The organism is Pseudomonas abietaniphila, assembly GCF_900100795.1.
In the GTDB taxonomy this organism is placed as follows: Bacteria; Pseudomonadota; Gammaproteobacteria; order Pseudomonadales; family Pseudomonadaceae; genus Aquipseudomonas; species Aquipseudomonas abietaniphila.
Genome location: NZ_FNCO01000008.1, coordinates 306,377 through 325,146, shown reverse-complemented (window position 1 = coordinate 325,146; position 18,770 = coordinate 306,377). Strand labels below are relative to the sequence as shown.

The window sequence follows — 18,770 nt, the reverse complement described above, 5'->3', positions numbered from 1 at the left end:
ATTGTTTAACCAGCTTGAGTTTGAAGGCTGGATCGTACTTCGTCATGGCTGTCCCCTCGGTTGGACTGGGTGTCCAACTTTCGGGGGTCAGTTCACCGGCGAGTTACTTGAAAGGACACCAAGTAACCAAGTGTCCTGGCTCCTGGCTTGGCCCTCCTGCGTCGGGTACCCGCACTCCGACGCCGCTCCGTGGGCCCGCGCCGAACGGGCATCCATGCCCTGACGGCGCTCTCGCGGCATCCATGCCGCTCGACCCACTCCGCGTCGTCTGCGTTTGGCCTGCACCCAAGTCGCGCTTTGTGGTGTCTGGACTGTCGCGTACAAGAGCAACGCTGGCTGGAGCTAACGCTCATCGCCTTCCTGGTGCATCCATCTCCCGCACCTCACCCATAGTTGTAGGAGCGTGGCTTGTCCCGCGATCTGCCGGGAACCGGCAGCAAATCCGGTGCATGCGGTGTGTCAGGTACAACCGGGTTGTCTGGTTTTGCTACCGCTGCGCGGCAGATCGCGGGCAAGCGCGCTCCTACAGGATTCGCGCAGTCGACACTTTTTGCTTTTGCTTTTCTGATGCGATAGTCCAAACACCACCAATCGCGACTTGGGTGCAGGCCAAACGCAGGCGACGCGGAGTGGGCCGAGCGGCATGGATGCCGCGAGAGCGCTGCCAGAACATGGATGTCCGTTCAGCGCGGGCCCACGGAGCGTCGTCGGAGTGCGGGTACCCGACGAAGTCGGGCCAAACCGGGAGCCTGAACCCTTGGCTGCCTCTTGAAACAAAGAGAGGGGTTATCAAGTAACTCGCCGAAGGCGAAACAGGTCTGGCGTTAGCCAGATCCCCTCTGAGAGTCATCGCCGGAAATAGATAATGCACACCCGCCAGCGCCGCCAGAAAACCATAAAAAAGGCCACCCGAAGGTGGCCTTAAATATGAAACCAGAAGAAGAGACGTTTTTACACCGCCGCTACCGGGCGCATGTAGGAGATCGGTGCGGTACTGGCATCTTCGAAGGTCACGACTTCATAAGCATCGCTCTGTGCAATCAAAGCACGCAGCAGACGATTGTTCAGACCGTGTCCCGACTTGAAGCCCTGGTACTCGCCGATCAGGCTATTGCCCAACAGATACAGGTCACCGATGGCATCCAGGATCTTGTGCTTGACGAATTCGTCCTCATAACGCAGGCCGTCTTCGTTCAGCACACCGTCCTTGTCCACGACGATTGCGTTTTCGACGCTGCCGCCCAGAGCAAGATTGTGCTTGCGCAGATACTCGATGTCTTTCATGAAACCGAAAGTACGCGCACGGCTCACTTCTTTTACGAAGGAGGTGCTGGAAAAGTCGACACATGCAGTTTGCGTGCGATTCTTCAGGTACGGGTGGTCGAAATCTATTTCGAAGCCCACCTTGAAACCTTCGAACGGCACGAACTTCGCAAATTTGCCATCTTCTTCAACGCAGACTTCTTTCAGAATCCGGATGAATTTCTTCGGTGCGTCCTGTTCTTCCAGGCCAGCCGATTGAATCAGGAATACGAAGGGACCTGCGCTGCCGTCCATGATTGGAACTTCGGAGGCAGAGAGTTCAACGTAGGCGTTATCGATGCCAAGGCCAGCCATGGCCGACAGCAAGTGTTCAACCGTATCGACCTTCACATCGCCATTGAACAGCGTTGTGGAAAGCGTGGTGTCGCCAACATTCAACGCGTGCGCGTTGATCTGGACGACCGGCTCGAGGTCGGTACGGAAAAACACAATGCCAGCGTTCACAGGTGCAGGTTTGAGGGTCAGGTAAACCTTTTCCCCCGAGTGCAGGCCGATACCTGTGGCACGGATAATATTCTTCAGGGTGCGTTGTTTAATCATGGCATTGGCCGCTTCAGCGCATATCGCGAATTAGTATCAACAAAGGCTGGCGATGATAGCAGACCTCGCCTTTGCTGAACACCAATCACCCTTATACCCCTGATAGAACTCATCAATCAGCCTGACGACGCAGGAAAGCTGGAATGTCCAGGTAATCCAGATCGTCTTGCGGATTCATTTTCGCCGCGGCTGTAGCGCCTGCGTGAGCCTGATTGCGCATCACGGTTGGGCGGTCCAGGTCGCGGTAGTTCACAGAAGGCTGTTCCTGACGGACGGCCTGCTGCTGCACAGGTGCGGCTTGAGCGGTCTGCAGGGTGTTGTCGATGACCTTCACAGGCTTCTCGATTTTTGCGCCCAGGCCAGTGGCAACCACGGTCACGTGCAGCTCGTCGCGCATGTCCGGATCGATAACGGTACCGACCTTGACCATGGCGTGCTCGGAGGCGAACGCTTCGATGATGCTACCCACGTCCGAGTACTCACCCAGAGACAGGTCAGGACCGGCAGTGATGTTGACCAGAATGCCGCGGGCACCTTGCAGGTTCACGTCTTCGAGCAGCGGGTTGCGAATCGCCGCTTCAGTGGCTTCACGCGCACGGTTAGGACCGCTTGCAGCACCGGTACCCATCATCGCCATGCCCATTTCGGACATCACGGTACGCACGTCGGCAAAGTCGACGTTGATCATGCCTGGACGCTTGATGATGTCGGAGATACCGCGAACGGCACCGGCCAGTACATCGTCAGCCTTGGCGAACGCCGACAGCAGGCTGGCGTCTTTGCCCAGGATGGTCAGCAGCTTCTCGTTAGGGATGGTGATCAACGAGTCGACGCTTTCGGACAGCGCGCGGATGCCTTCATCGGCGATCTGCATGCGCTTGCGACCTTCGAACGGGAACGGACGGGTGACCACCGCAACGGTCAGAATGCCCATTTCCTTGGCCACTTCGGCGATGATCGGCGCAGCACCGGTACCGGTACCGCCACCCATGCCGGTGGTGATGAAGACCATGTTGGTGCCCTGCAGAACTTCCGCAATGCGCTCACGATCTTCCAGCGCCGCCTGACGGCCGACTTCCGGGTTGGCACCCGCGCCCAGGCCCTTGGTCACGCCTGTGCCCAATTGCAGGATGGTACGCGCACCGATGTTTTTCAGTGCTTGAGCATCGGTGTTGGCGCAGATGAACTCGACGCCTTCGATGTTGCTCTTGACCATGTGGTTGACTGCGTTGCCGCCGCCACCACCAACGCCGATAACTTTAATTACCGGGCTTTGTGGGATGTTGTCTACGAGCTCGAACATGTTCCCTCTCCTTCAGTTCTCTAGTTTTATGTCGCCTGTTGCCTGCCTACCACTTTTTGAATCTTAGAAATTCCCCTGAACCCAGCGTTTGAGACGCTCAAACACCGGTGCTTTAGGTTCATCGCTATAACTGCTACCGGAGCCGGAAAGGCCGGACAGCGAGATGCCGTCAGACTGCTTTTGCAGTCCGTACAGCAACAGGCCGACGCCGGTGGAGTAGATCGGGTTGCGAACGACGTCCGCGAGCCCTTTGACACTGTGCGGAACGCCCAGGCGGACCGGCATGTGGAAGATCTCTTCCGCCAGTTCCACCGCGCCTTCCATTTTCGACGTACCACCGGTCAGCACGATGCCGGCCGGGATCAGGTCTTCGTAGCCGCTGCGACGCAGTTCGGCCTGGATCAGGGTGAACAGCTCGTCGTAACGAGGTTCAACCACTTCAGCCAGTGCCTGACGCGACAGCTCGCGAGGTGGACGGTCGCCCACGCTCGGGACTTTGATGGTTTCACCGGCACCGGCCAGCTTGGCCAGGGCGCAGGCGTAACGGATCTTGATTTCTTCGGCGTACTGGGTCGGTGTGCGCAACGCCATGGCGATGTCGTTGGTCACCTGATCGCCCGCAATCGGGATCACGGCCGTGTGGCGGATCGCGCCTTCGGTGAAGATCGCGATGTCGGTGGTGCCGCCGCCAATGTCCACCAGGCACACGCCCAGTTCTTTTTCGTCGTCGGTCAGGACCGAATACGCCGACGCCAGCTGCTCAAGAATGATGTCGTCGACTTCCAGACCGCAGCGACGCACACATTTCTCGATGTTCTGCGCCGCATTCACCGCGCAGGTCACGACGTGAACCTTGGCCTCCAGGCGAACACCCGACATGCCCAGAGGCTCGCGAACGCCTTCCTGGTTATCGATGACGTAATCCTGCGGCAGGGTGTGCAGCACGCGCTGGTCAGCCGGAATCGCCACGGCCTGAGCAGCGTCGAGTACACGCTCGAGGTCAGCGGAGCTCACTTCGCGGTCACGGATCGCCACGATGCCGTGGGAGTTGAGGCTGCGAATGTGATTGCCGGCGACACCGACGAACGCCGAGTGAATGCGGCAGCCGGCCATCAGCTGCGCTTCTTCGACGGCGCGCTGAATCGACTGCACGGTGGACTCGATGTTCACCACCACGCCCTTCTTCAGGCCGCGTGAAGGGTGGGTGCCGATACCGACGATTTCCAGCGTGCCATCAGCCGCGACTTCGCCTACCAGCGCCACCACCTTGGAGGTGCCGATATCCAATCCGACGATCATTTTGCCGCTTTGCACGTTTGCCATGGGTCCTGCCTCTTATCAATTCTTCGCGACGGCGGGTTTGTCCGTCGTTGGCGCTGACGCCTGTTCACGCCAACCGACGGCAAGGCCGTTGTTGTAACGCAGGTCGACTCGCGCAATGTTCGTGATCTGTTCTTTCAGCGTTTTTTCGTAGATGGCGATAAAGCGGCGCATCTTCTCAACCAGATTGCCTCGTCCCAGCAACAGCTCCAGGCCTGGGCCCGCACTGCCTGCGCCGGTGGTCAGAAACCAGCTGCCTCGCTCACGCAATTCCAGGCGAGCGATGGAGAACCCCAGCGGGCGCAACATCTGACTCAGCACCTGGTACTGCTGCATCACCTGCTGTTGAGCCCGTTGAGGCCCGAACAACTGCGGAAGGTGTTCGTAGTTGGCCAGTTCACGCGGCGTGAATGCCTGCCCCTGGTTGTTCAGCAGCGCCTGGTCACCCCAGCGCGCAACCGGTAATTGTTCTTCCAGTCGGATCACCACCTGATCCGGCCACACACGGCGGACCTCGGCGTGGGCGATCCATGGCATCTGCTCAAGTTCGGTGCGCATGCCAGCCAGGTCGACGTTGAAGAAGCTGGTCGCCACGTACGGAGCAATGCGTTGCTGAACGGCCTGCTGGCTGATGTAGCTCAGGTCGCCCTGAACGTTGATCCGCGAGATCGGACGGTCGGCGTACGGCAGCAGACGCTGGGCGGCTTCGTACGTGCCGAATCCCAGCACGACCAGCAATACCGGCCACATCAGGCTGCGCAGGAAACCGAAACTCGGCTTGGGCATGCGCGACGAGAGTGGCTCGCGGGCCACCATCCGGCTCGCACCGCGAGGCACTGGCTTACGGCCCGGAGTTGATTGCTGATGACGTAGCGTCGCGCCGTGCATGATTTACCCTCGCACCTGGACACTGTCGGCCAGAATCGCCAACACCAACTGTTTAAAATCGAGCCCGGCGGCTTTCGCGGCCATGGGCACCAGACTGTGGTCGGTCATGCCGGGCACGGTGTTGACTTCCAGCAGCCAGAACTTGCCCTCGGCATCCTGCATCACGTCCGTGCGCGCCCAACCGGCAATACCGACGGCTTCGCACGCGCGAGCCGTCAGTGCCTTGAGTTCCTGTTCTTTGGTTGCATCGAGGCCGCACGGGATCCGGTACTGGGTATCGGATGCCAGGTACTTGGCGTCGTAATCGTAAAAACTGTGGGGAGTCCCCAGACCGATGGGCGGCAATACCTGCCCGCGCAGAGAAGCGACGGTGAACTCGGGACCTTGAATCCATTGTTCGACCAACACTTGCGAATCGTAGGTACTGGCGGCGCTCCACGCGGCGATCAATTCATCGACGCTGGTCACCTTCGCCATACCGATACTGGAACCTTCATGTGCGGGTTTGACGATCAAAGGAAAGCCCAGTTCCGTCGCTGCCGAAATACAATCCGATTCACTGCCAAGCACCGCGTGACGCGGGGTTGGCAGACCCAGGCTCTGCCACACCTGCTTGGTGCGCAGTTTGTCCATTGCCAGTGCCGAAGCCAGCACGCCGCTGCCGGTGTACGGGATTTCCAGGCATTCCAGCAGACCCTGCATGGTGCCGTCTTCGCCGCCACGGCCATGCAGCACGATGAACGCGCGATCCATTTTTTCGCTGACCAGCCGCTGCAGAAAATCGTCACCCACGTCGATACCAAATGCGTCGACGCCCGCGCTCAACAGTGCCTCAAGCACCGCATGGCCGGATTTCAGGGAAACCTCCCGCTCCGCACTCTTGCCACCGAAGAGCACGGCCACGCGACCGAAGCTTTTCGGCTCCAGGGTCGAGAGCAGGGAGATTTGCGCGGCGGCTGTCATTTCAGCTTACCTTCGGTTGAGGCCACGATCGCGCCCGTGAACAATGGGCTCTTGAGCAGTTGCGGTGCGAGACCGCCGATATCACCCGCGCCCTGACACAACAGAATGTCGCCGGCACGCAGCAGCGGCTTGACCAACGGAGCGAGCTCCACGCCACGCTCGATGTAGATCGGGTCGAGCTGTCCACGCTGACGAATGCTGTGCGCCAACTGACGGCTGTCAGCACCTGGAATCGGCTCTTCGCCCGCTGGATAGACTTCCATCAACAGCAGAACGTTGGCGTCGTTGAGCACCTGAACGAAATCGTCGTACAGGTCGCGGGTACGGCTGTAGCGGTGTGGCTGATAGACCATGACCAGACGACGGTCCGGCCAGCCGCCACGCACGGCGTTGATCACCGCGGCGACCTCACGCGGGTGGTGACCGTAGTCGTCGACCAGCATGACGTTGCCGCCTTCGACAGGCAGCTCGCCGTACACCTGGAAGCGACGACCCACACCCTGAAAGCCCGACAGGCCCTGCACGATGGCCTCGTCAGTAATGCCTTCGTCCGTCGCGATGGCGATCGTGGCCAGCGAGTTGAGCACGTTGTGATTGCCCGGCATGTTCACCGACACGTCCAGCGGCTCATGCTCGCGGCGCAGCACGGTGAAATGCGTGCGCATGCCTTCCTGACGCACGTTGATGGCGCGCACGTCCGCGTCTTCGTTGAAGCCATAGGTCATGACCGGACGCTTGACCGACGGCAGAATGTCACGCACCACCGGATCGTCGGTGCACACCACCGCCAGACCGTAGAACGGCAGGTTGTGCAGGAACTCGACGAAGGTTTTCTTCAGTTTGTTGAAGTCGCCTTCGTAGGTCGCCATGTGATCGGCGTCGATGTTGGTGACGACGGCGACCATTGGCTGCAGGTGCAGGAAACTGGCGTCGCTCTCGTCCGCTTCAGCGATCAGGTAACGGCTGGTGCCGAGCTGAGCGTTGGTGCCGGCGGCGTTCAAACGACCGCCGATCACGAACGTCGGGTCCAGGCCACCGGCCGCGAACACCGAAGCGATCAGGCTGGTGGTAGTGGTCTTGCCGTGCGTGCCGGCGACTGCAATACCGTGGCGATAGCGCATCAACTCGGCGAGCATCTCGGCGCGAGGCACCACCGGAATCCGGCGCTCCAGAGCAGTCGCGACTTCCGGGTTGGAGGTGTTCACAGCGCTGGACACCACAAGCACATCGGCAGCCGAAGCATTTTCCGCGCGGTGGCCGATGAAAATCTGAGCGCCAAACGACTCGAGACGCTCGGTCACAGGCGATGCCTTGAGGTCGGAACCGGACACGTCATAGCCCAGGTTCAACAACACTTCGGCGATGCCGCACATGCCCACGCCGCCGATGCCGACGAAATGGATACGACGGATCCGGCGCATTTCCGGTTGTGGCATGGCGCGTTGATTCTCAACCATGGACCACCTCCAGGCAGACATCGACGACAGTGTTGGTGGCGTCCGGCTTGGCCAGTTGGCGAGCCGTGGCGGCCATGCGTTTCAATTGTTCGGGTTGCATCAAAACCTCTTTCAGGCGAGCCGCCATCTCGGCAGCGCCAGTTGTCGCTTGCGGCATCACGAAGGCAGCGCCTTCACGAGCCAGATATTCGGCATTGCGCGACTGGTGATCGTCGATCGCGTGGGGCAAAGGCACCAGCAACGACGGCAAGCCAGCAGCGGCCAGTTCACTGATGGTCAGCGCACCTGCGCGGCACACCACCAGATCCGCCCAGCCATAGGCTTGAGCCATGTCCTTGATGAACGGGGCGACCTGCGCCTCGACACCGGCCGCGCGATACCGCTCGGTGGTGATTTCATCGTGATTCCTGCCCGCCTGATGGAACACCTCAGGGCGCATGTCCACCGGCACTTGCGCCAGCGCTTCCGGCAGCAATTTATTCAGCGGCTCTGCGCCAAGGCTTCCGCCCAGCACCAGCAAACGCGGCTTGCGGCCGACCAGGGCCTGACGCGGTGTTTCGAAAAACAGCTCGGCACGGACTGGATTACCGGTGGTGCGGCGCTTCGCCGACGCAGCGAACGTCTGTGGAAATGCTTCGCACACACGGCTTGCGAACGATGCCAGGCTGCGGTTGGCAGTACCAGCGACGGCGTTCTGCTCATGAATGATCAACGGCACACCCGCCATTTTCGCGGCCAGACCACCAGGGCCGGTGACATAGCCGCCAAAGCCGACCACACACACCGGCTTGAGCTCACGCATGACGCTGCGCGCCTGAAACAGCGACTTGAGCAACATGAACGGTGCCTTGAGCAGGGACAGACGCCCCTTGCCACGCAGGCCGGTGGCGTTGATCAGGTGCAGCTTCAGGCCGGCCGCAGGAACCAGTTCGTTCTCGATACCCCGCGGCGTACCGAGCCAGTGCACGGTGTAACCACGCGCCTGGAATTCCCGCGCGCAGGCCAGCGCCGGGAACACGTGCCCGCCGGTGCCGCCTGCCATGATCAGCACATTACCGACGGCCATGGGTGGGCTCCTCGGCAAAATCGCTTTCATTGAATTCGGCTTCTTCGCTGCCCATGTTGTTGCGCGATTCCCATTCGATGCGCAGCAACAGACCCAGACTGGCGCAACAGATAATCAGCGAGCTGCCGCCATAACTGAGGAACGGCAGGGTCAAGCCTTTGGTCGGCAGCAGACCGACGTTCACACCGATGTTGATCAAGAATTGACCGATCCACAGGAACGCCAGCCCATAGGCGGTGTATGCGGCGAAAAACTGCTTGGCGCGCTCGGCCCACATGCCGATGTACATCGCACGGATACTCACGAACACGAACAGCGCGACGGTGGCCAGGGAGCCGACCACGCCCAGCTCTTCGGCCAGTACCGAGAACACGAAGTCGGTATGCGCCTCAGGCAGGTAGAACTGTTTCTGCACGCTGTTGCCCAGGCCGACGCCGAACCATTCGCCGCGACCGAAGGCGATCAGGGCCTGAGTCAGCTGATACCCCGAACCGAACTGGTCGGACCACGGGTCGGTAAAGGTGATCAGACGCGCCATCCGGTAAGGCTGCGCCTGAACCAGCACGAACACGGCGGCCACGGCGAGCGCCACCATCAGAGCAAAACGGAACAGACCGACGCCGCCGAGGAACAGCATCGCAGCGGCGGCGCCCATCATCACGACGGTGGCACCGAAGTCAGGTTCCATCAGCAACAGGCCGGCCATGGGCAACAGCACGATGAACGGCTTGAAGAAGCCCATCCAGCTCTCGCGCACTTCCTGCTGACGACGAATCAGATAGCCTGCCAGGAAAATGACCACGAATACCTTGGCAATCTCCGAGGGTTGTACGTTGAACATGCCGAAGCCGATCCAGCGCATCGAGCCGTTCACCTCACGCCCGATACCGGGCACGATCACCATGATCAACAGGCCGAAGGCGCCGATGAGCATCAACCAGCCCAGGCGTTGCCAAGTGGCGACAGGCACCATCATGGTCGCCACGCACGCAATCAGCCCCAACACCAGATAGATGAGGTGGCGGGTCATCATGTACAGCGCGTTGCCAGACTGCACCGCAGCCACTTCCGACGACGCGGACGTGATCATCACAAGGCCCAGGCCGAGCAATGCAAGACAGCCGGCAAGCATCGGGAAATCGACGTCTACACCACGACCGCTGATGATCGGCGACGGATAAGGCTTGATCACGCCAAAAATCATGACAAGTCCCCCACGGCCTGAGCGAACAGGCGTCCGCGCTCTTCGAAATTCTTGAACATATCCAGGCTTGCGCAGGCTGGGGACAGCAACACGGCGTCCCCTTCCTGAGCTGATTCGGCAGCACGTTGCACAGCTTCTTCCAATGTTTTGACGCGTATCAATGGCACCGAATCGCCGAAGGTTTCAGCGAGCAGTTCAGCGTCGCGCCCCAAGAGGACAACGGCGCGGCAATGGGTGGCGACCGGCGCTTTGAGCGCAGAAAAATCGGCGCCCTTGCCATCACCACCGGCGATCAGCACCAGCTTGCCGCTGATGTCCGTACCCAAACCCTCGATGGCCGCCAGCGCGGCACCGACGTTGGTCGCCTTGGAATCGTCGTAATAACTGACGCCGTTGAGCTCACGCACCCACTGACAGCGGTGCACCAGGCCTGCGAACGTGCGCAGGCTGGCCAGCATCGCGTCGAGCGGCAGACCGACGGCGTGGCCGAGGGCCAACGCAGCCAGGGCGTTGGCCTGGTTGTGGGCACCACGGATTTTCAATTCACGGACCGGCATCAGGTGTTCGAACTGGAAGGCCAGGTACTTCTCGCCGTTCTCTTCTCGCAGACCGAAGCCGTTGATGTCAGGTGTGTTCAGACCAAAGGTCCAGCAGGGCACGCCCTCACCGATCAATGGGCGCGACAGGGCATCCTGACGATTGACCACGACCTGACGCGCACCCCGGAAGATCCGGTGCTTGGCCAGGTGATAAGCCGGCAGTCCGCTGTAACGGTCCATGTGGTCTTCGCTGACGTTGAGCACGGTGGCGACTTCAGCGCCGAGCTGATCAGTGGTCTCCAGCTGGAAACTCGAGAGTTCCATCACGTACAGCTCAACGTCGTCACTGAGCAGGTCCAGCGCGGGCGTCCCAAGATTGCCGCCGACAGCCACACGCTTACCGGCAGCTATGGCCATCTCGCCCACCAGCGTGGTCACGGTGCTTTTTGCGTTGGAGCCGCTGATGGCCACGATGGGCGCGTTCGCGTTATGCGCGAACAGCTCGATGTCGCCCGACAGCTTCACACCACGAGCGGCAGCCTGCTGCAAGGCCGGTGTCGCCAGCGCCAGACCGGGGCTCACGTACAGCTCGTCGGCGCGGCAGAGAAACTCGACGTCCAGCTCGCCACAACGCACTTCCACCTGCGGGTAGTCACGACGCAGGGTCGCGAGTTCAGGTGGATTCTCACGGGTGTCCGCCACCGCAAACGCCACGCCCCGGTTCGCCAGGAAGCGAACCAGAGACATGCCGCTCTTGCCGAGACCGACAACGATGCGGAAGTGAGAAGAAGCGATCAGCGACACTCTGTTCTACCTCAGTTTCAACGTGGCAAGACCGATCAGCACGAGAATCACCGTGATGATCCAGAAACGGACGATCACGCGGGGCTCGGGCCAGCCTTTGAGCTCAAAGTGGTGGTGGATCGGCGCCATGCGGAAAACGCGGCGGCCGGTCAATTTAAAGGATGCGACCTGAATGACGACTGACAGGGTTTCCATCACGAACACGCCGCCCATGATGAACAGAACGATTTCCTGACGAACGATCACCGCGATGGTGCCAAGGGCTGCGCCCAGCGCCAGCGCGCCCACGTCGCCCATGAAGACTTGAGCGGGATAGGTGTTGAACCAGAGAAAGCCCAGACCCGCACCGATCAACGCGCCGCAGAACACAATCAGCTCGCCTGCGCCCGGCACGTAAGGAATCAGCAGGTACTCGGCGAATTTCACGTTGCCGGACAGGTAGCAGAAAATACCCAGCGCACCACCGACCATCACCGTCGGCAGGATCGCCAGGCCGTCCAGGCCATCGGTCAGGTTCACGGCGTTGCTGGAGCCGACGATCACGAAGTAGGTCAGGACGACAAAACCGATGCCCAACGGAATGCTGAAATCCTTGAGCATCGGGATCAGCAGCGTGGTTTCCACAGGGGATTGCGCAGTCATATAAAGGAAGATCGCAGCACCCAGGCCAAATACCGACTGCCAGAAGTACTTCCAGCGGCTTGGCAAGCCTTTGGAGTTTTTCTCGATCACCTTGCGGTAGTCGTCAACCCAGCCAATGCCACCAAACAACAGGGTCACGATGAGTACGACCCACACGTAACGGTTGCTCAGGTCAGCCCACAGCAGGGTACTGACGCCGATGGCAGACAGAATCAGCGCGCCGCCCATTGTCGGGGTGCCGGATTTGGACAGGTGCGATTGAGGACCGTCGTTACGGACGGATTGGCCGATCTGCTTGTTCTGCAGGGCACGGATCATCCAGGGACCGAGGCAGAGCGACAATGACAGTGCGGTGAGCACGCCAAGGATCCCGCGCAGGGTCAGGTACTGGAAGACCGCGAAGCCTTTGTAGAACTGTTGCAGATACTCGGCCAGCAGCAGCAGCATTAATGTTTCTCCAAGCTAGTAGCACACAGCGCCGCCACGACGTTTTCCATCGCGGCACTGCGGGAACCTTTGATCAAAAGGGTTGTGTTTTTATCTTGCTCGGCGCGCAGCGCCTCGATCAGGTCGGCCTGATTGGCAAAATGGCGCGCATCCTGCCCGAAAGCTTTGACGGCATGGGCCATCAGTGGACCAACGGCATACAGGGCATCAACCTTGCCGGCGGCGTACTCGCCGACGTCACGGTGGCCCTGCTCGGCCCAGTCGCCCAGCTCGCCGATATCGCCCAGCACCAGCACGGTACGGCCCGCGAAGCCGGCGAGAATATCGGTGGCGGCCGCCACGGAACCCGGGTTGGCGTTGTAGGTGTCATCAATGACGCGAACACCGTTGGTCGCCAGTTGCGCAACGGTCCGCCCTTTGACCGGCTGAACGTCGTTGAGCCCGGTCACGATGCCCGGCAGCGACACGTCCAGCGCGTACGCGGCAGCCGCGGCGGCCAGCGCATTGGCAACGTTGTGCGCACCGAGAAGATTCAATTGAACCTGCGCCGAACCGGTTGGCCCGTTCAGCGTGAAGGTCGGGCAGCCGCGGGCATCGATGCCCTGATCCGTGGCGTAGAAGTCCGCCAGGCCGCTGTTGCGAGAAAAGCTCAGCACTTTACGGCCGGCAGCGCGGGCCACCCAGATGTCGAAGGCCTTGTCGTCGCGGTTCAACACCGCAACGCCGCGGGCATCAAGACCTTCGATGATTTCGCCTTTGGCTTGGACGATTTTCTCTGGCCCGCCGAATTCACCGACGTGCGCGGTCCCGGCGTTGGTGAGCACCACGACGTGAGGCTTGGTCAGGCTGACGGTAAAGGCGATTTCGCCGACCCGCGAGGCCCCCAGCTCGATGACCGCCGCGTCAACCGCAGGCGACAGTTCGAGCAAGGTGAGGGGAACACCCAGTTCGTTATTCAGGTTGCCACGGGTTGCCAGCACTGGACCCCGCGTACGCAGAATGCTCGCGAGCATTTCCTTGACCGTGGTTTTCCCGCTGGAACCGGTGATGGCAGCCACCGGCTTGTCTATAAAGGCGTTACGGTTCATCGCGCCCAACTGAGCGAGTGCCTTGCGAGTGTCGCCCACGATCAGTTGTGGCAACGAACTGCCTGGAATTTCGCGCTCGACCAATGCCCCTACCGCACCTTTGGCGGCAACCTGATCGAGGTAGTCGTGGCCGTCGAAACGCGGACCGGTGAGCGCCACGAACACCTGACCCGGAGTGATTGCCCGGCTGTCGATGCTGACGCCGGTAAAGCTGCAATCATCGCCGACCCGACGCGCGTCGAGTGGCAGCAACAGTTCGCTGAACGAAAGTGGCTTAAGCATGTGCAGCCTCCCATGCGTCCAGTGCCTTGGCGGCTTCTTCAAGATCGGAAAACGGATGACGCTGGCCATCGATTTCCTGGTAATCCTCGTGCCCCTTGCCAGCCAGCACGATCACGTCGGCAGCGTGGGCCTGAGCGATGATCTGCGCGATGGCCTGACCACGACCGGCGACGAACGCGACGTTATCCACCGCGCTGAAGCCCGCCCGAATGTCGTCGAAGATACGCACAGGGTCTTCTGTTCTCGGGTTGTCGTCGGTCACCAGGACCTTGTCGGCCAGACGCTCGACCACTTCGGCCATCAACGGGCGTTTGCCGCGATCACGATCGCCCCCGCAGCCGAACAGGCAGGTCAGTTGCCCTTTGGCATGCGGGCGCAATGCTGCGAGTACTTTTTCCAGCGCATCCGGCGTGTGGGCGTAATCAACGACCACCAATGGACGCGACCCGCCGCCCAGACGCTGCATGCGACCAACCGGGCCTTCTAGGCTCGGCAGCACTTTAAGAATGTCGTCCAGCGGGTAATCAAGGCCCATCAACGCGCCGACCGCAGCCAGCACGTTACTCAGGTTGAAGCGACCCAGCAGACTGCTGCGCAGGGCGTGATCGCCTTGCGGCGTCACGAGCGTGGCGCGCACGCCATCGTCATCGAAATGCGCGTCGCGGCAGAACAGATAGGCGCTGCTGTCTTCCTGGCTATACGTGATCAGGCGCGATGCATGAGGCGCGGCTGCCAGCTGGCGGCCGAACGCGTCGTCAAGGTTGATCACGCGGCAACGCAGGTCGTTCCAGGCAAACAGCTTGGCCTTGGCGGCACCATAGGCTTCCATCGTGCCGTGATAATCCAGATGATCACGCGACAGGTTGGTCATGACGGCAACGTCGAATGCCAACGCCGTTACACGACCCTGATCCAGACCGTGCGACGACACTTCCATGGCGATGGCTTTGGCACCCGCCTTTTTCAGGTCGTAGATAGTGGACTGAACGGAAATCGGATCAGGTGTGGTGTGGATACCACTTTTCAAATCGCTGTAGAAACCCGTCCCCAGCGTACCGATCAGCCCGCAATGCTGACCCAGTTTGTCCAGGGCCTGCGCAATCAGTTGAGTGACGCTGGTCTTGCCGTTCGTGCCGGTCACCCCGACCAGGTTCATGGCGCGACTCGGGTCGCCGTAAAAACGGCCGGCGATGTCCGACAGCTGCCCAGCCAGCCCTTTGACCGGAATCATCGGGATATCAGTGATCGGAAGCACCTTGGCGCCTTCGACTTCATAGGCGACAGCGGCGGCACCATGAGCGATGGCGTCGGTAATGTGGTCGCGCCCATCGACCTTCAGACCCGGAATCGCCAGAAACAGATCGCCCGGACGCACCTTACGGCTGTCCAGCGTCAGTTCGCGAATCAACAGGTCGCGATCGCTCTGGGAGAAAATCTTGCTCAAGTTAAAGGACATCAGCCGCGCCCTCCCTTGACTGGAACGGCGGCCGGAGCGGCGTTGGCTTGCTGTTCAGGTGGAATCGGGGCGAGGTTGTCCGGACGCACGTTCATGAGGCGCAATGTGCCCGACATCACTTTGCTGAACACGGGCGCGGAAACCAGGCCCCCGTAGTATCCACCTTTGCTCGGTTCATCAATGACCACCACTATCGCGTAACGCGGGTTGCTCATCGGACCGAACCCGGCGAACAGCGAGCGGTAGGAGTTCTCGGCGTAACCCTTGGTGCCGACCGACGTCTTGCGCGCGGTACCCGACTTGCCTGCCACGTGATAGGAAGGCACACGCGCACGATAAACGCCACGCGGGTCCTCGATCACTTGTTGCAGCATGCCTTGCAGGGTTTTTGCAGTCGCTTCCGGAATTGCCTGGGTCGACTCCGCGGGCTTGTCGGTTTTCAGGATGGTCAGCGGGACGATCTTGCCGTTATTGGCCAGCGCCGAGTAGGCGTGCACCAGTTGCAAAGCAGTGACCGAAAGACCGTAGCCGTATGACAGGGTCGCGGTTTCCGCCTTGCGCCATTCACGGTAGTTCGGGAGGTTGCCCACGCGCTCGCCCGGGAAGCCCAGGCCGGTGTACTGGCCAAGGCCGACACGCTGCATGGCACGGAAAATCGCTTCACCGCCGACGTCGAACGCGACTTTACTCATGCCCACGTTACTGGAGTTGATCAGGATGCCGGTCAGATCGAGGATCGGACCTTCGGTCTTCGTCACGTCACGGATGGTGTATTTACCGATCTGCAACGTGCCCGGATAGACCTCGACCTTGTCGCTGGGCTTCCAGCGGCCACTGTCGAGCGCAGCGGTCATCGAGATCGGTTTCATGGTCGAACCCGGCTCAAACACGTCGATGATCGCGCGGTTACGCATGGCGGCCGGCACCATGGTGCGGCGGTTGTTCGGGTTGTAGGTCGGCTGATTGACCATAGCCAGCACTTCGCCGGTCTTCACGTCCATGATCACCAGGCTGCCGGCCTTCGCGTCATTTTCCTGAATCGCGTTACGCAGTTCGCGGGTCGCCAGATATTGCAGGCGCAGATCAATAGACAAAGCCAAGGTCTTCCCGGCCTTGGCGTTTTTCTTCACTTGCAGGTCTTTGATCAACCTGCCGCGCCGATCCTTGATGACTTGCCGTTTGCCCGGCACCCCCGCGAGCCAGTCGTCATAGGCAAGCTCGACACCTTCGCGACCGTGGTCGTCGAGGTCGGTGAATCCCACCATGTGCGCGGTGACATCACCGGCCGGATAGAAGCGACGGAATTCTTCCTTGCCGTAAACGCCCGGCACTTTCAGATCAAGTACAGACTGTCCCTGCTCCGGGGTAAGCCCGCGAACCAGATAGATGAACTCTTTGGTGGACTGTTCATTCAGACGCTCGGTGAGCGCCTTCGGGTCCTGACCCAGCGCCTGCGCCAGCAGACCCCATTTGCTCTTGTCGGCCTGCATCTCGGACGGGTTGGCCCAGATGGTGGTCACCGGCGTACTCACGGCCAAGGGCTCGCCGTTACGGTCGGTGATCAGACCCCGGTGAGCCGGGATGGAAACAGTGCGCAAGCTGCGTGCGTCGCCCTGCTCGATCAGGAACCGATGATCGATGACCTGCAGGTCGACGATGCGATAGCAGATCGCCAGAACCATGATCGACAAGAGCCCGACCACGACGCGGAACCGCCAAGGATAGAGTGCCCCTTCGAGCTTCATCATGGCGACACCATCCGGATGTCGGCGGCGTTCGGGATACGCATTTTCAGCTGATCGGTCGCCAGCGCTTCGATACGGCTGTGTGCGGTCCAGGTGCTTTGCTCAAGAATCAACCGTCCCCACTCGGCTTGCGCCTTGTCGCGAACGCTGAGCTCGGCGTACAGCGAGTTGAGCAACTGACGATTCCAATGAGCACTGTAGGAAACGGCGATTGCCGACACGAGGACGGCAATGAACAGCAGCATCATGAAGAAGCTGCCGGCCGGCAATGGCTTGAAGAAACCGCGGCTCACCGTAGTTTCTCCGCAATACGCATGACAGCACTGCGCGAACGTGGGTTGGCACGGGTTTCGTCATCAGAGGCAAATTGGGCCTTGCCAATGATTTTGATGCGTGGCTCGAATGCTTGATGACGGATCGGCAGGTTACGCGGCATGTTGTCCGCCTCGCCCTTGACCAGCTTGCGCATGAACAGCTTGACGATGCGGTCTTCCAGCGAATGGAAGCTGATGACGACCAGACGGCCACCAACCTCAAGGTTTTCCAGCGCAGCATCGAGGCCCGCTTCCAGATCGCCCAATTCGTTATTGACGTGAATACGCAGCCCTTGGAATGCGCGGGTCGCCGGGTTCTTGCCTTTTTCCCACGCAGGGTTGGCGACCTTCAGGACCTCAGCGAGGTCAGCGGTGCGTTCGAACGGCTGCGTTTCGCGACGGGCGACCACCGCACCGGCCATGCGCCGGGCGAAGCGCTCTTCGCCGTATTCCTTGAAGACACGCGCGATTTCTTCGGCAGGTGCCGTGTTGACGAACTCTGCCGCGCTGATCCCGCGAGACGGGTCCATGCGCATGTCCAGCGGACCATCATTCATGAAGCTGAAGCCGCGCTCGGGATCGTCCAGCTGCGGTGAGGAAACGCCAAGATCAAGCAGAACGCCGCTCACTTTTCCTGCCAGGCCGCGTTCCAGAGCTTCCGAACCGAGCTCGGCAAAGCTGCGCTGCACAATGACAAAGCGGCCGTCTTCGGCCGCCAGCGCTTGCCCTGTGGCAATCGCTTGAGGATCTTTATCGAACCCGAGAAGCCGGCCATCCGGCCCAAGGTTCTGCAGGATGAGACGACTGTGCCCGCCTCGCCCGAATGTGCCATCCAGATAGCAGCCATCAGCGCGCACCGCGAGAGCCTCGACGGCTTCTTCGAGCAGTACGGTGATGTGGGTAAAGCCGCTATTCATAGTCACAGGATCAAATCACGCAGTTCATCAGGCATCGCGCCCGGTTTTTGAATGGCCGCAAGGTCCGCATCAGCAAGTGCGTTCCAGGCGTCCTCATCCCACAGTTGAAACTTGTTCAGCTGGCCTACCAGCATCACTCGCTTGTCGAGCTTGGCGTACTCACGCAAACGTGGCGGCACCAGAAAACGCCCACTGCCATCCAGCTCCAGATCAACCGCGTTACCGATCAACAGTCGCTGCAGACGGCGGTTTTCTTCACGAAAAGTGGCGAGCTCACGCAATTTGGCTTCGATCAACTCCCATTCCGGGAGTGGATAGATGCACAAGCATGGATCGACGGTATCAATGGTCACGATCAATTGGCCGGCGCTACGCGAATCCAACTCGTCACGGTACCGGCTCGGCATAGCGAGACGGCCCTTTGCATCGAGATTGATTGCGTTTGCACCACGAAACACAGGCGCGATCTCCG

Annotated in this window: 17 protein-coding genes; 1 reads left to right on the top strand and 16 read right to left on the bottom strand. The window is 60.6% G+C overall.

What is annotated here, in order from left to right; genetic code table 11:
• Positions 1 to 408 precede the first annotated feature (408 nt).
• Positions 409 to 576: a hypothetical protein gene (locus BLS87_RS34200; protein WP_167362076.1), complete on the top strand. Its 168-nt coding sequence runs from the start codon at positions 409 to 411 to the stop codon at positions 574 to 576.
• Positions 577 to 951: 375 nt separating this feature from the next.
• Here BLS87_RS34200 and lpxC read toward each other — a convergent pair whose 3' ends face one another.
• The 16 genes from lpxC to mraZ form a co-directional block, all read right to left on the bottom strand.
• Positions 952 to 1,863: a UDP-3-O-acyl-N-acetylglucosamine deacetylase gene (gene lpxC, locus BLS87_RS17655; protein WP_062384183.1), complete on the bottom strand. Its 912-nt coding sequence runs from the start codon at positions 1,861 to 1,863 to the stop codon at positions 952 to 954.
• A gap of 112 nt (positions 1,864 to 1,975) precedes the next feature.
• Complete coding sequence (gene ftsZ, locus BLS87_RS17650; RefSeq protein WP_074753941.1) at positions 1,976 to 3,166, bottom strand: cell division protein FtsZ; 1,191 nt, start codon at positions 3,164 to 3,166, stop codon at positions 1,976 to 1,978.
• A gap of 63 nt (positions 3,167 to 3,229) precedes the next feature.
• Positions 3,230 to 4,489 (bottom strand): cell division protein FtsA, encoded by a 1,260-nt coding sequence (gene ftsA, locus BLS87_RS17645; RefSeq protein ID WP_074753939.1) that lies wholly within the window; start codon positions 4,487 to 4,489, stop codon positions 3,230 to 3,232.
• Positions 4,490 to 4,504: 15 nt separating this feature from the next.
• Positions 4,505 to 5,374, bottom strand: coding sequence for a cell division protein FtsQ/DivIB (locus BLS87_RS17640; RefSeq protein WP_074753937.1), 870 nt, complete (start codon positions 5,372 to 5,374; stop codon positions 4,505 to 4,507).
• Between the two features lie 3 nt (positions 5,375 to 5,377).
• Positions 5,378 to 6,337, bottom strand: coding sequence for a D-alanine--D-alanine ligase (locus tag BLS87_RS17635; RefSeq protein ID WP_074753935.1), 960 nt, complete (start codon positions 6,335 to 6,337; stop codon positions 5,378 to 5,380).
• The gene (gene murC, locus BLS87_RS17630) at positions 6,334 to 7,794 is read right to left on the bottom strand and encodes a UDP-N-acetylmuramate--L-alanine ligase (protein ID WP_074753933.1); all 1,461 of its coding nucleotides are present in this window, start codon (positions 7,792 to 7,794) and stop codon (positions 6,334 to 6,336) included. The genes BLS87_RS17635 and murC overlap by 4 nt, the downstream gene beginning before the upstream one ends.
• Positions 7,787 to 8,860 carry an undecaprenyldiphospho-muramoylpentapeptide beta-N-acetylglucosaminyltransferase gene (murG, locus tag BLS87_RS17625; RefSeq protein WP_074753931.1) on the bottom strand — a complete coding sequence of 358 codons (1,074 nt, stop codon included), beginning with the start codon at positions 8,858 to 8,860 and terminating at the stop codon, positions 7,787 to 7,789. Before murG ends, murC begins: the two co-directional genes overlap by 8 nt.
• Positions 8,847 to 10,064 carry a putative lipid II flippase FtsW gene (ftsW, locus tag BLS87_RS17620; protein ID WP_074753929.1) on the bottom strand — a complete coding sequence of 406 codons (1,218 nt, stop codon included), beginning with the start codon at positions 10,062 to 10,064 and terminating at the stop codon, positions 8,847 to 8,849. Before ftsW ends, murG begins: the two co-directional genes overlap by 14 nt.
• Positions 10,061 to 11,407, bottom strand: coding sequence for a UDP-N-acetylmuramoyl-L-alanine--D-glutamate ligase (gene murD / locus BLS87_RS17615; RefSeq protein WP_074753927.1), 1,347 nt, complete (start codon positions 11,405 to 11,407; stop codon positions 10,061 to 10,063). The genes ftsW and murD overlap by 4 nt, the downstream gene beginning before the upstream one ends.
• Before the next feature lie 6 nt (positions 11,408 to 11,413).
• Positions 11,414 to 12,496: a phospho-N-acetylmuramoyl-pentapeptide-transferase gene (mraY, locus tag BLS87_RS17610; protein ID WP_074753925.1), complete on the bottom strand. Its 1,083-nt coding sequence runs from the start codon at positions 12,494 to 12,496 to the stop codon at positions 11,414 to 11,416.
• Complete coding sequence (locus tag BLS87_RS17605) at positions 12,496 to 13,866, bottom strand: UDP-N-acetylmuramoyl-tripeptide--D-alanyl-D-alanine ligase (RefSeq protein ID WP_074753923.1); 1,371 nt, start codon at positions 13,864 to 13,866, stop codon at positions 12,496 to 12,498. The genes mraY and BLS87_RS17605 overlap by 1 nt, the downstream gene beginning before the upstream one ends.
• Positions 13,859 to 15,322, bottom strand: coding sequence for a UDP-N-acetylmuramoyl-L-alanyl-D-glutamate--2,6-diaminopimelate ligase (locus tag BLS87_RS17600; RefSeq protein WP_074753921.1), 1,464 nt, complete (start codon positions 15,320 to 15,322; stop codon positions 13,859 to 13,861). Before BLS87_RS17600 ends, BLS87_RS17605 begins: the two co-directional genes overlap by 8 nt.
• Positions 15,322 to 17,070, bottom strand: coding sequence for a peptidoglycan D,D-transpeptidase FtsI family protein (locus tag BLS87_RS17595; RefSeq protein ID WP_074753919.1), 1,749 nt, complete (start codon positions 17,068 to 17,070; stop codon positions 15,322 to 15,324). The genes BLS87_RS17600 and BLS87_RS17595 overlap by 1 nt, the downstream gene beginning before the upstream one ends.
• Entirely contained in the window at positions 17,067 to 17,360 is a 294-nt protein-coding gene (ftsL, locus tag BLS87_RS17590) for a cell division protein FtsL (RefSeq protein WP_074753917.1), read from the bottom strand. Before ftsL ends, BLS87_RS17595 begins: the two co-directional genes overlap by 4 nt.
• Positions 17,357 to 18,298: a 16S rRNA (cytosine(1402)-N(4))-methyltransferase RsmH gene (rsmH, locus tag BLS87_RS17585; RefSeq protein ID WP_143024413.1), complete on the bottom strand. Its 942-nt coding sequence runs from the start codon at positions 18,296 to 18,298 to the stop codon at positions 17,357 to 17,359. Before rsmH ends, ftsL begins: the two co-directional genes overlap by 4 nt.
• 2 nt (positions 18,299 to 18,300) lie before the next feature.
• Positions 18,301 to 18,756, bottom strand: coding sequence for a division/cell wall cluster transcriptional repressor MraZ (mraZ, locus tag BLS87_RS17580; RefSeq protein ID WP_037017349.1), 456 nt, complete (start codon positions 18,754 to 18,756; stop codon positions 18,301 to 18,303).
• Positions 18,757 to 18,770 lie beyond the last annotated feature (14 nt).